The sequence below is a fragment of the Curtobacterium sp. VKM Ac-2852 genome (genome assembly GCF_013205045.1).
Classification (GTDB): Bacteria; Actinomycetota; Actinomycetes; order Actinomycetales; family Microbacteriaceae; genus Curtobacterium; species Curtobacterium flaccumfaciens.
In genome coordinates, this window is the sequence record NZ_JABMLI010000003.1 from 457,576 (window position 1) to 470,546 (window position 12,971).

10 protein-coding genes are annotated in these 12,971 nt (G+C 67.7%); all 10 read right to left on the reverse strand.

Annotated elements, in window-relative coordinates:
• Positions 1-29 precede the first annotated feature (29 nt).
• The 10 genes from HQQ79_RS13345 to HQQ79_RS13390 all read right to left on the reverse strand — a co-directional run bounded on the left by HQQ79_RS13345 (position 30) and on the right by HQQ79_RS13390 (position 12,353).
• Positions 30-659, reverse strand: a complete 630-nt coding sequence (locus tag HQQ79_RS13345) for a hypothetical protein (RefSeq protein ID WP_173034863.1) — start codon at positions 657-659, stop codon at positions 30-32.
• Between the two features lie 278 nt (positions 660-937).
• Complete coding sequence (locus HQQ79_RS13350) at positions 938-1,747, reverse strand: hypothetical protein (RefSeq protein ID WP_173034865.1); 810 nt, start codon at positions 1,745-1,747, stop codon at positions 938-940.
• Between the two features lie 76 nt (positions 1,748-1,823).
• Entirely contained in the window at positions 1,824-2,249 is a 426-nt protein-coding gene (locus HQQ79_RS13355) for a hypothetical protein (RefSeq protein WP_173034867.1), read from the reverse strand.
• A 180-nt stretch (positions 2,250-2,429) separates the two neighbouring features.
• Positions 2,430-2,588 (reverse strand): hypothetical protein, encoded by a 159-nt coding sequence (locus HQQ79_RS13360; RefSeq protein ID WP_173034869.1) that lies wholly within the window; start codon positions 2,586-2,588, stop codon positions 2,430-2,432.
• A 244-nt stretch (positions 2,589-2,832) separates the two neighbouring features.
• On the reverse strand, positions 2,833-3,900 hold the full coding sequence (locus tag HQQ79_RS13365; protein ID WP_349814984.1) for a LacI family DNA-binding transcriptional regulator: 1,068 nt from the start codon (positions 3,898-3,900) through the stop codon (positions 2,833-2,835).
• On the reverse strand, positions 3,897-4,790 hold the full coding sequence (locus HQQ79_RS13370; RefSeq protein WP_111022095.1) for a carbohydrate ABC transporter permease: 894 nt from the start codon (positions 4,788-4,790) through the stop codon (positions 3,897-3,899). Before HQQ79_RS13370 ends, HQQ79_RS13365 begins: the two co-directional genes overlap by 4 nt.
• Complete coding sequence (locus tag HQQ79_RS13375) at positions 4,787-5,740, reverse strand: carbohydrate ABC transporter permease (RefSeq protein WP_173034871.1); 954 nt, start codon at positions 5,738-5,740, stop codon at positions 4,787-4,789. The genes HQQ79_RS13370 and HQQ79_RS13375 overlap by 4 nt, the downstream gene beginning before the upstream one ends.
• A gap of 100 nt (positions 5,741-5,840) precedes the next feature.
• The gene (locus tag HQQ79_RS13380) at positions 5,841-7,157 is read right to left on the reverse strand and encodes an ABC transporter substrate-binding protein (RefSeq protein WP_173034873.1); all 1,317 of its coding nucleotides are present in this window, start codon (positions 7,155-7,157) and stop codon (positions 5,841-5,843) included.
• Positions 7,158-7,210: 53 nt separating this feature from the next.
• Entirely contained in the window at positions 7,211-9,310 is a 2,100-nt protein-coding gene (locus tag HQQ79_RS13385; protein WP_216852511.1) for a glycoside hydrolase family 36 protein, read from the reverse strand.
• Positions 9,311-9,758: 448 nt separating this feature from the next.
• Positions 9,759-12,353, reverse strand: a complete 2,595-nt coding sequence (locus tag HQQ79_RS13390; protein WP_216852512.1) for a hypothetical protein — start codon at positions 12,351-12,353, stop codon at positions 9,759-9,761.
• Between the last annotated feature and the right edge of the window lie 618 nt (positions 12,354-12,971).

Consider the following 12,971-nt stretch of genomic DNA (forward strand, 5'->3'; position numbering starts at 1 on the left):
CCGGGACCGGCTCCTGTTCGCAGCAACAGCTAGATCCGGTCCAGGGACACCACCGTGACGACGATCGGCCACGCCTCACCGTCGAGCTGCACGGACCGCAGCCCGCGCGGCAGGGCTTGCCCGTCTTCGGACTCAACGACGACTCCCTGCAGCCCGATGAGGTGCCCGGAACCCCTGCTGTAGTGCACGCGATCACCGACGACGGGCATGATGATGGTGTCCGCCGCCAGCTCCTCTGCAGCGAGTTCCACGGTGAGAGGCCAAGACTCCGTGAGCACCTCGGCGAGCTGTGCCTCGAACACGCCGCGTTCGTCGAGCTCCGCGTCGCCCGCCTCGGGATCCACGATCCTCGCGATTGGCAGGATCTGCTGGCCGATCGTGCGCGCGACTCCGCATCCGATCGCGACACCCAGGCCGGCAAGGGACAGCCCCGTGCTCGCCATCTCGAACCGCAACGGGACTGGCTCAGCAACGACCTGACGGATTCCGCCGTTCGAGCCGCCGGCGGTGTGCGCTCGCAGGGCAGTCGCCTTCACCGCGCCGTGGAGTCGTGGCGCGACCGGAGCTGCTCTTGTCCGCCGGAGATCACCGCCGAACTGCTCGCCGAGATGCTTCTTGAACGCAAGGGCGCCAGGCCGTCGCTCGTCGCAGTTGTCCATCGGGTCGCCTTCGGGTCGGCTTCTCGCAGCCTCGGGTCAGGCTGTTCCCGGACCGTACTGCCGGACCGTCGGCCCACACGACGGTTCCTCACCGATCTTGCGGTAACCAGCAAGGCCGATTCGGAGTTCGCGCCGGCGCTGCCCGAAGCGCGAGTAGATGACTCCCAGCGGGAATCGTGCTTCTACCTCGTCGCTGAACTTCGACGCTTCGGACTCAGTCGCGAAGACACCGAGCACCGTGTTGTGTGGTGACTCGTCACCACCGGGGTCTGGTCGTCTCAGAGCTCTGACGTCGGCTGTTGACGGGGGTTGAGGAGATCGCCGTCCCAGCTCAGGTCGTCATCTTCGTGCACCTCGAAGGCCTCGAAGTGATCGTCCGCGAGGATGCTGTCGACGAGTGCGCGTGAGCCGGCGACGATCGTCGAGTCCCAGTCTTCCTCGGAAGCGACGACCCAGGTGTGATCCTCGGGCCAGATCAGCGACGTGTACGGCCCTTCCTGCTGGGGGCGACTGCATCCCCATCCGGGGACGGAGCGCTGCGCCCACGATGGGTCAGCAAGCTCGCTCAGGCTCGAGCTGAACAACCACATGTCCCGACCGGGCCATAGCATCTGCATGCGAGCCCGCGCGCGCTCGTTCCGGCCTCCCTCGGCCCATGGTGGGTTGCCGGTGCCTTCCCACGCACCGATGACCAGGTCGTCCGGGTTCCGCGTCGCGGCCCGCAGGTGCGTGGTCAGTACCGCGAGGTCCTCCGGGTTGAACCATCCATCGTCGGACTGACCGACACTCCAACCATCCGACCAGTCCCTCGTGTGCTCGTCATCGCTGATGCGGAACCACTGCACCAGGGGATGCATCACCCGGCCGTTGCGGCACGCAACCTCAGCCCACCGCCAACGCGTGTGCTCGACATCGACGGGGTTGCCCCACTCGTCGACCGTGTTCGGGTCAGTACGGTGCGCATCCACCGGGTGCAGCAGCCGCGCGTACGCCTCGAAGCCCGTGCCAGCGACACCGCCGACAGTCGCCCACCGACCGGCTCGCTGCACGAGCCAGTCACCTCGCAGGGCTTCGGTCAGCAGGAGCACCGCATCAGCATCCCACGGTGAACGCCTTCACTCAGGAGGAGCAGTCTCCGACGACCATCCGCAACCCGAACCGCCCCTACTCCCCCACGTCCGAGCATCTCGGCAACGCCGCGATGTCCGTGCACCGGTACTCGCTCCACCCACCCTGGCCGTAGGTGTCGTACGCCGCAGTCGACGCCACCGTGGCCCCTGCACCATCCGTCCGGACGAAGGACGGGGTCGGATCACCCTCGGTCGTCCACCGGACCCACTGGAGCGAGGCCACCTCACCCGCTTCGCTCGCGTCCCGCAGGCACCGCAGGCTCTCGGCGGGGAGCGCACCGTCGGCCTCGAGCTCCACGTCACCGCAGTCGGTACCGCTCGGGTTGCTGACCCACTCGGGCGCATCGGCGAGTGTGCGGGCGGACGCGATGGGGTCAGCTGGCTGCTCGCTGCACGCCGACAGGAGCGGCAGCGCGACGAGCGCGAGTCCGGCGGCGGCGAGGACGAGTGGCTTCTGCACAGGACGAGCATGGCTCAACGAGACGCCCTGCCGGGTCACGGTCCGACAACATGTCGAGCGCTGGCGACCTGACGCCCGGTGGTCCACACGAGACGGACGGGAGGCCCGTTGCCAGCTGGCAACGGGCCTCCCGTCCGTCTCGTGGTCGCGTCGACGACGCGACCCGCAGGCGCTGGTGCGTCAGCGCGATCCGACGATCGCGGCCTTGGTCTGGTCACCCAGGTACGCGATGCCGGCAGCGTTCGGGTGGAGTGCGCCGAACAGGATGGAGTACTTGGTCCCGGCCAGCGGGGTGCTGTCCGCAGCGGTGCCGCGATCGGTCAGGGTGAGTCCCGCCATCCATGCGGAACCCGACGCAGCACAGGGCGTGTGCGCAGCAGAGCCCTGCAGCGTCCGCATCCGTCGAAGATGCGGGGGTGGAATCGAGGCTTGGCCGCGAGACCGGCTACCGGCTCCCCCCACGCCGATGCGACGAGCACCGGTACCGTCACGCTCGGACTCGCCGGAAGCGCCGACCTCACCGTCGGGAGCAGCCTGCGATGGCCGCGACGTCGTTGATGGTCGGGTTCGCCCCCGTCACGGTTCAGCCATCGCTCCCGGCATCGCGAGGAGCAGCCGTGCTCTCGCGGATGAGGACCGGCGGGTCGACGGTGTCGAGGGCGAGCGGGGCGGCTCCGGCGAGGAGTGCGTCGAGCTGCGCCATGCCGTGCCGACCGAGCTCGGCGAAGTCCTGCCGCGCGGTGGTGAGCGAGGGCAGGAACATGGCGGCCAGCGGGTGATCGTCGAACCCCGCGACGCTGACGTCCCGCGGAACGCGCTTGCCGGCGTCGTGGAGCCCGCGGATCAGGCCCATCGCTGTTTCGTCGTTCCCGCAGAGGACCGCGGTGACGTCCGGTTCGGCGGCGATCTCGATGCCGACGGCGTACGCCGAGCGCGGGTCCCATGAGACATCGCGGATGGCGGGGGTGACGATCCCGGCTTCCGCGAGGGCATGGCGCCATCCCGAGGTGCGGCCGTCTTCCTTGCCGGACGGCGGGACGCGCACGTGGTGCACGGTCCGATGGCCGAGTCCGAGCAGGTGTCGGGTGAGTGCCGCGGCCGCATGCGATTCGTCGAGGACGGCCTGTGGGACGCCATTCTCGGGGACGCCGGACAAGGCGACCACCGGGATGTGCGGCTGGAGCGCAGCGAGAGCTGCGACACCGGGCGGATCGAACTTCAGGACGACGACTCCTGCGGGTGATTGGCGGAGGACGGCATCCGTCGCTGCGGACACGTCGGCTTCGTCGGCGGTCTCGACGACGACGATGAAGCTGAGCAGCCCCGCGGTGCGGGCCGCTTCCTCCACACCTCGGATTGCTTCGGCGTACCCGTAACGGGACGTGTTGCCAGCGACGATGCCGATGACATTGGACCGCCGTGATGCGAGTGTCTGCGCTGCGGCGCTGGGCCGGTATCCGAGTTCGGCGATCGCGTCGAGGACGCGGCGTCGGCGTCCGTCGCTGACCTTCGCTGCTCCTGTGAGCACGCGTGACACGGTCGGGACGGAGACGCCGGCAAGTTCGGCGACATCGCTGATTGTCGCTGGCTTGTCGCGGTGTTTCGTTGTCATCGTGGCTTCACGATACGACCTGCCCGCGGTGATGCTCATTTCACCGCTCCGCTGGTGATGCCGGCGATGATCTTGCGCTGCATGACGACGAAGGTGAGCAGGAGGGGCAGGCTCATCAGGATGACGTAGGCGAAGATCAGGTGCCAGTTCTGCAGGTAGAGCCCGCTGGAGGCGACCTGGTACAGATTCAGCGGCAGGGTGTCGAGCCGGCCGCCGACGACGAAGAGTGCGTAGAAGACGTCGTTCCAGATGTAGAGGCAGATGAGGATCGTTGCGGTGGCGAGCGTCGGACCGAGCAGCGGCAGGATGATGCGGGCGAACACGCGGACGGGGCCGGCGCCGTCGACGCGTGCTGCTTCCTCGAGCTCGACAGGGATCGTTCGGACGAATCCGGTGACGAAGAAGATCACCGTCGAGAGGTACATGCCCATGTAGACGCCGATCATGCCGACGGCGGTACCGGCGAGGCCGAGCTGGCGGAGCAGCAGGACGATCGTCACGACTGCCGGTGGGAGAACGATGCCGCTGATGCCGAGTGCGTAGACGACAGAGATGAGTCGGCTCTTTCGGCGGGCGAGCACCCAGGACGCCATCGATCCGAGGATGAGGACGCCGAGGACGGACGGAACCATGACGAGCATGCTGCCGAGGAATGCGGGGACCATGCGGCCTTGTGTGAGGACGGTGCCGAAGTTCTCCAGCAGTTGCCAGTGCGAGGGCAGTGACAGGTTCGGGTTGAGCGCTTCGGCCTGGTCCTTGCCGGCGGTGACGACGACCATCCAGAACGGGACGCCGAGCAACGCGACCACGAGCAAGACGACGATGGTCGGCTGCAGCCAGTGGCTGACTGGACGGCGACGTCGGAGCTGGGTCTCGGGGGCCGAGGGGCGTCGCTGGTCGGCGGGCAGGGGCAGGTCGGTGACGGTCATGAGAGCACGTCCTCTCGCTTGCGCAGGAAGTAGATGACGGGGAAGGCGAGGAGGGTGACCATGACGAACAGGGACAGGCTCATGGTGGTCGCCTGTGCGAAGAGCCCTTGGCCGAAGGTGCGGAAGATGAAGATGTTGAGCAGCTCGGTCGATCCGCCGGGGCCGCCGGCGGTGGTGGCCTGGACGATGTCGAACCCGTTCATGGAGCCGAGCAGGGCGGTCGCGACGTTGAAGGTCACGGCGGGTGCGAGCAGCGGGAACCGGATGGACCGGAAGGTGCTCCACCAGCCGCTGCCGTCGATGCGTGCGGCTTCGAGGACGTCACCGGGAATGGTCTTCAGTCCGGCGAGGTAGATGAGCATCGACAGGCCCATCCACTTCCATGCGTGGATGATCGCCACGACGAGGAGGGTCCAGGTGGTGCTGCCGAGCCACGCGATCGTGACTTCGTGGCCGAGGAAGAAGCCGAGGATGGCGTTCAGTCCGCCCTCGGGCTTGAGCAGTGCTTGGAAGATGTAGCCGACCGCCAGGGCGGACATCACGACCGGCACGAAGAACGCCGTGCGGGCAATCCGGTTGATACGGGTGTCGGCCTCGAGGACGAGCGCGAGTACCAGACCGAAGAGGTTCTGGAGGATCGCGACGAGCACCGCGTAGATGAGGGTCGTGCGGAGATCAGCGAGCAGGGTGCCGTTCTGGAGCAGTGCTGTGAAGTTGTCCCCACCGACGAACTGGATGTCGCTGTGGAAACTCGACCAATTCGTGAACGCGTAGACGAAGTTGAACAGGGTCGGGATGAAGAAGAACACGACGAGGACCGCGAGAGCTGGGATCAGGAACCAGAGGGGATGGTCCTGCCTGCGGGCATGTCCGGGAGTGGGGACGCTGCCGGTGATGGCCGGATCCGGATGCGAAGGCCGGGTGCGTCGAGGGGTGAGCTGGGCGGTCATGGGCTTCCTCTGCTTGGTGCGTTCGCTCATGTCGTTGGTGGCGGTGACGGGAGGCCCGTGGCGGGCCTGCCAGGGGCCTCCCGTCGGTTGTCGGCCGGGGTCAGAACCCGGCGGCGCCCTGCGCCTTGGCGAGCTCCGCGAACTGCTGCTGCGTCGCTTCGGTGACCTGGTCCGGGGTCTTGGTGCCCTGGATCATGTCGGCGAGGTTGAGGTACAGGTCGGGGTTGGCGATGGCCTCGGCCTGCATCGAGCCCACGGACGACGGCACGGCGGCGGCGGCGTCCTGCAGCGCGGTCGGGACGTTCGAGGGAGTGTCGACGCCCTTCTCGATCGAGACGGTCGACTGGTCCTTCACGAAGCTGGGGTAGCCCTCACCCATCCAGTACGACAGGAACTGGCGCGCGGCGGCTTCCTGCTTGTCGTTGCCGGACTTGAAGGCGACGAGCGCGTTGCTCTGGTCCGGGATGAAGGTGCCGGTGTTCCCGGACGGTGAGATCGGGAAGAAGCCGATCTTCTCGTTGAGCTCCTTCGTCGGGGCGAGGGTTTGGAGCTGGTTGAAGAACGAGTTCACCTGGATCACCATGCTGGCGTCTCCAGCGAGGAGCGCCTTGCCCTGGTCGGCGAAGGTAGCGGTCTTGATGTCGCTGTTGAACATGCCCTGCTTGATGAGGTCGTCGTAGTTGTCGACGGCTTTCTGGACGGTGGAGCCGGTGAACTTCTCCTTGCCGGTGTTGATCTGCTTCCACAGGCCGTCCTTGGCTGCGTCGGCAAGCTGGACCTGCACCCACCACTGGGTGGCCCACTTCTCGCCGCCCATCTCGTAGAACGGCGTCACACCCTTGCTCTTGAGGGTCTTCGCGTCGGCGAGGAACTCGTCCCAGTTCTTCGGGGTCGAGGTGATTCCGGCCTCCGCGAGCACTTCCCTGTTGTAGTAGACGCCCTCGACTGCGGGGGTGCTGACGAGTGCCGCATAGCGGGTGCCGTCGAGCTTGCCGGTGATGTCGGCGAGGTTGCCGGTGTACTTCGACGTCCAGGGAGCGTCGGTCAGCGGCTGCAGGTTCTGCTTCGCGTTCAACGAGGTGAGCTGCGATGCGGTGGGCTGCCAGAACGCCAGGTCGGGCTTGTCGCCGGTGGCGACCTTGGTCTGCACGCCCTGCTCGTAGGGGTCGGGGATCGTGACGACTTTCACGTTTGCGCCGGTGGCCTTCTCGAATCCGTTGATCACAGAATCGGCGGTCTTGTTCGAGTTCTGGGCCGCCCAGATGGTCAGGGTGGTGCCCTTGAGGTCTGCGGTCTGCGACGGCCAGGTGATTGATTCGGATCCGGTCGTGGTGCTGGATCCGGGGTCGCTGCAGCCGGTGAGGAGTGCTGTGGTCACGGCGGCGACAGCGAGGGCGCCCTTCCATGCGTGCTTCATGTTCGTCCTTGCGGTCAAGTGTTCGGGATGTGGGGTGGTGCGGTGTTCGCAGGTCACGCAGACGGCGCCGTCGACGTGAGGGAGAAGGTCCGTGCCGTCGGGGTGGTGACGGTGTTGCGGACCGACAAGGTGCCGGTGTCGGCGTCCCATTCGGCCTGCCAGTCGGGCAGGTCGTGCGGGAAGATCGTGGTGACGTGCAGGTCGTGACCCGCCAGGTCGGGGAAGCGCAGCTCCGCTCCGTCGGCTCCGCCTTCGCGGTCCCAGACGGAGACGATGGTCCGGTCGGCACCGTGCCGGGCGGAGGCGATCCACCGATCGGTCCAGCCGGGGAGCCCGAGGGGCCACGACGGGACGGTGTCGGCGATGTCCTGGTGCAGTGAGCGGGCCGTCGCGACGGCATCGCGGACGCGCGCGAGCTGGTCGTCGGTCATCTTGTTGAGGTAGCCGGAGAGGTAGAACCGGCCGGCGAGGCCGGTGACGAGGGTGAAGGTGTTCTCCTCGGGCGAGAGGTCCGGTTGCGGGTAGGCCCAGTTCGCTGCTTGCTCGGGCAGCATCGCGAGTCCGGCTGACGCGGCGATCGGCGGGTACAGCAGTGGGTCTTGCTGGTCGGAGGTCGACTGCAGCTGCGTGTGGGCGAGCATGGCTGCGTCCATCCGCATTGCCCCGGACGCACAGTTCTCGAGCACGAGGTCGGGGTGCCGCGCGAGGACACCTTCGAGCCAGAAGAGATGGGCCCGGTTGTGGTCGAGGAGCCCTGCGCCGACGCTGTCGGTGTCCCGGTCGGTGCCTGGTCCGCCATCGATGTTGTAGTCGAGCTTGAAGTAGCCGATGCCGAACTCGTCGACCAGGCGATCGACGACGGCGTCCAAGTGCGCGCGTGCGGCGGGGTGACGAAGGTCGAGGTGGTACCGGTCGTGTTCCTCGACGCGGTGTCCACGACGCTGCAGGAACGCGTCCGGCGGCAGGCTTTCGGCGATCGGGCTGCCGACACCGACGACCTCCGGCTCGAGCCACAATCCGGGGGTCATCCCCGCGTCCCGGATCGCGTCGATGACCTCGGCTAGCCCGTTCGGGAAGCGGGTGGTCGATGGTTCCCACGCACCGACCGTGTCCCACCAGTCCGGCGAGTCGGAGTACCAGCCGGCGTCGATGCAGAACGTGTCCACCCCTACCTGCGCTGCCGCATCGATCAGCGGGAGCAGCTTCGCCGTGGTGGGGTCACCGTCGAGCGTGTTCATGTAGTCGTTGAAGACGATGGTCGGCGCCGTGTTCTCAGCGTGCGGGAGACGGTTCCGACGCCTGGCTGCTGTCATCGCAGCGACCGCTGTTGGTAGGTCGCGCCCCAGTGCCACGGTTGCCGGGACGGTCGTGAACGTGTCACCGGGTTCCAGCGACACCGACCATTGGTGGTCTCGGTCCGTCGGCCCGGACAGCGCGAAGTAGCAATCGGACACGTGCTCGCCGATCTCCCACCGCCAGGGTCCGTTGTGCTCGATCTCCCACAGCCAGGTGAGCCCGGCGGTCGAGAGGCCGGCGACGGGCAGGTGGCCGCCGGTCGACCACGTCCCGGCGGCGGTGCGGGTGACTGCTGACCGGGGGGTGTGTCCGGTGAGCTCTTCACGGAGCTCCGGCAGGAGCGCACCGCGCAGCGGCCGGGTCGACCAACGGCCCTCGCCGAGCCAGTCGTTGACGCCCTCGATGAGGGACCAGTCCGACGCCTGCAGCTGCTTGCTGGTGCTTGCGTCGCGTCCGAGGCCGCTCGCCCAACTCGTCACGGAGGTCAGCAACACCGGCTCGGCGCCGGTGTTCTGGACGGTCGTGACTGCGCGGACCGCCCCGGCGACGGCTCGGAGTTCGATGTGGACCTCGAGTTCGGGGGTGATGCCCTCGGTTGCGAGGCGCAGCGTCAGGGTGTCCTCGGCCGGCTCCCTGTGGGACCGGTACCGCAGGGCGGCACCGATGGAGCTCTGGACGAGACGGTCGTTGGCGAGCGTGTGTCCCAGCCCGACCGCGAGGACCTCGACAAGGGGGACGTCGTCTCCGATGCAGGCGTCCGCGTCCTGCCCGACGAACCGGGTGAGTCGCACCGGGCGGTCCTCGTCGTGTCGGAACTCCAGGTGGACGCCTTCTGGTGTCCAGTCGATCTGCGGCAACGCTGCCTCCTCGTCAACCGGCCCAACGTTGGGCCGTACGATGATGATAGCGGTTTCAAGAAGGGATACAACAGGTTTTTGAAATCGCTATCTTTTCTGCCCACCGCCGCGCACGCGAACAAGCAGCCCGCCCCGCGGGAGACACGTTCGCGCTCGCTCGCACCGACCTGACTCGCGCTGCAGTCGGCGGCCGGGGCGCATGCGCAGTTCTCCTCGCGTTCAGCAGACGCGATCGGCAATGGTGAAGGCCCCACCGACGGCCGGGGTGTCGATCGTCGGTGGGGCCAGCTCAGAGGGTCTCGCGAAGGACCGCGAGACGTGGGCCCGACAGCAGATGCGGCTGAGCTCAGTTCTCAGATGACAGGCGTCCGTGGCCTGTCGTGCATCCTCGGTGCGCTGTCGCGGGTGTCACGGAGATTGGCGGGAGCTGCCCGCTCCCCCGGCGCTTTCACCGTGCCGTCGTCGTCGGAGTTCCGACGACGAGCTTGGCGAGCGTGATCGCGTCCACATCGGGTGCGTAGGCGGTCGCGTTGCCGAAGGTGAGGGATCCCGTCGCCGTGCTCAGTCGGACCGGGACGCTGCGGTCCCAGAACGACGACCAGGAGTACGTGTTGCGGAACGACGCCTTCGTGGTCTGCCCGCCGTTCTCGGTGACGTCGAGGGAGCGGCTGACGAACTGCGGGTTGTAGTTGATCGCCGACGTCTTGTCGGCGTTCGCAGCCGCCACGGTCAGGACGTAGTCCCCCGCACCGAACCCGGGCGGGCGCTGCCAGGTCATCGTGTTGCCCGACCCGTTGCCGATGAAGCCGACGTCTCGAACGGTTCCCTGCTGGTCGGCCGACCCGTTGGATCCGGCCGGCAGGGTCTGCGCGCGGGCCGTCCCCGCGAGCGTCAGGTCCTCGGCTTCTACCCGTGATGCGTTGGCCTCGTCGGCGGCGCGTTGCGTCGCACCGCGCAGGATGCGGAGGTCCTGCACCTTCGCGCCGACGCTCGAGGACAGTCGAACCTCGTTGACGCCCTGCGGGAGCCAGATCCGCTGCGTGGAGGTCCAGTTCCCAGCCCCGCTCGCCGCGAGCGACGGCACGCGACTGCTGTTCACGGTGAGGTCGAGCGAGGACGCCTGCGTGCTCGTCCAGCGGACGCTGACGTCGTGGTAGCCGGTCTCCGCAGCGGTCGTGAAGAAGGTCGCGGACCCCTTCCCCGACAGGTTCGCCGCTCCAGCAGTGCCGCTTGCCCACGTGAGTGCTGCACCGTCGGCGAGGCGAGCGTCAACGGCGGGGGTGACCTGCTGGTCCCCGTCGGTGGCGTCTCGGAGTTCGAACCGGTCCAGGGAGATGTTCGATCCCGGAAGGACGGTTCTGCCATCGCGGCTCGCCCGGACGGAGAGGGTGTGCTGTCCGCTGGTCAGCGGCAAGGTGATCTCGGCCGTGCCGCGGTAGCCCCATCCGAGGTCGGCCGACCATCGGATCAAGCCGGCGAAGTCCCCGTCGACGAACAGTGCCTGCTGCCCGGGGGTGCCGTTGGCGCCGCCGAGTGCCGTGAGTCGGTACGTGCCGTTCCGCGGAGCAGTCACCGTCCAGGTTGCACTCGAGCCGGAATTGTCGAAGGACCCGACGTCCTTGCCGCCCGAAGCCATGAAGTCCCACTCACGAGCAGGGTCCTGCGTGTAGACCTGCGCGTTCGCGAGCGTGGTCGACTCTGCCTCGACTGATGACACCACCGCACCGTCGACTGCCGGACGGTCTGCCCGCGGCGGGGTGACCTGCACCTGGTACGCGGCGTAGCGGTCGCTGTTCGGGATGGTCACCGAGAGTCGGCCACCCGAAACGGTCGCTCGGGTGGAGGAGATCACGGGTGGCTGCAGTGACGCGCCCTCGGCGCCGTTCAGCCGGTCCGCGCGGACAGTGACGTCCACGGTCGATCCGAACACCGTCGACGACAAACCCGACATGTTCAACGCGATGTCGTCCGAGCCGCCTCCGACGAGGACGGTCGCGCGCTTCGCGCTCGCGTCGATGGATGCCAGCCCCTGCAGCGTGTCCGGGACGTCAGCGCGCGGCGACGTGAGGGTGGCGGTCTGGGAACCGGCGAGGTCGCCGTACCACTTGAAGAACCACCAGCCGCCGTTCGCGCCGTTGTTGCGGGAACTGTTGTCGGAGAGGTTGCCGGCGTAGTTCCAGTAGGCCGTCTGTGCATCGACCTTGGCGCTCTCGAACATCGATGCCCATTGCACGAGCTGACCTGGGGTGCCCATGTCGCGGAGGTTGCCGTACTCGGTGATGTTCACCGGGATCGGGCTGATCCCGAGATCGGAGAGGATCCCGTCGTACTCGCGCTTGTGCGACCGGAACGAGCCGAGGCTGCCGGTGCCGAGCTCGTGCCAGATGAAGACGTCCGGCAGCTGGTTCTTGCCCTTTGCGTCGGCGAGCAGGTCCCTGGTGCGGTCGGCGTGCCACGCCGAGTCGCCGGCGCCGCCGATGCGGGCGTGCCCGAGTCCGTGTGCTGCGTACACCTGCTGGATCGTGTCGTACGCGGCGGACCAATCTGCGAGGAACTGGGTCTTCTGGTTGGCCCAATCCGGGTACCAGTTGCCGCCGTCGGGCTCGTTGAACGGGATGAACACGTACTTCTCGGGGTGAGCGGACGATGTCGCGATGCGCTCCACCGACTGTCGGAGGATCGGGAGGTAGTCCCAGACTCCGTCGCCGTTGGCATCGCCCGGTCGTTTCCCGCCGTTGTAGGCCCAGTCCGGGTACATGTCCTGGTTGTAGACGTAGAGGTCCGATCCTCCGCCAGCGAAGAAGGACCGCTCGACGTCGAGCGCATCGCCGTTCGGGTGTTGCGCGCCCTGGGGCGGCTTCTGGGACGTGTTCGTCACGCGGGCGCCGTTCAGCACCGCTTGCGAGGGCACACCGTCATCGCCGAGCCCGTACAGGGTGCCGGTGGCGCCGCCGCGGAACGTTCCGGTTGTCTTCGAGAAGTCGACGGCGATCGTCGACGTGGCTGCGGATGCTGCCAGCGGCGTCACAGCAGCGAACACCATGGCGATCGCAGTCGAGAGCGCTGTTGCTGTGGCAACCCGTCGGACCACGTGTCGTGGACGTGACTGAGGCACGAGTACTCCTTTGTACTTCTGGCTTCATCTGCCACCCCGGCGAACGTGAAACCGCTATCAGGTTTGCATGCTTCCTAGGGAGATACAAGTCTCGGCGCCCCGAAACGCACAAGAAGTCCCACGGCGGCGGCTCAGACTGGCTCGCACCGCTCCCGGCGCAGGGCGAACCCGCCGTCCGCGCAGGGCGGCGCTGTCGATGGGAGGCTGCGCCTCGCCCACAGCGCGCCGCGGTCGCCGAGCGGTGCGCGTTGGATGCGGGACGCCATCGGGCCCGGCCGCTTTCTCTCGTCCTCACTCCAGCAGCGGGCGAGCGCCCCTCGGCCCGATCGAGCCATTGCGGACAGGACGAGAGCGAACCCGACGAAGATGACGTATCCATCGTCGCCGTCGAGAAGTGGTGGCTCAACGAGCCGCCCTGCCGGGTCACGGTCCGACAACATGTCGAGCGCTGGCGACCTGACGCCCGGTGGTCCACACGAGACGGACGGGAGGCCCGGCGCCAGCTGGCACCGGGCCTCCCGTCCGTCTCGGGGTCGCGTCGACGAC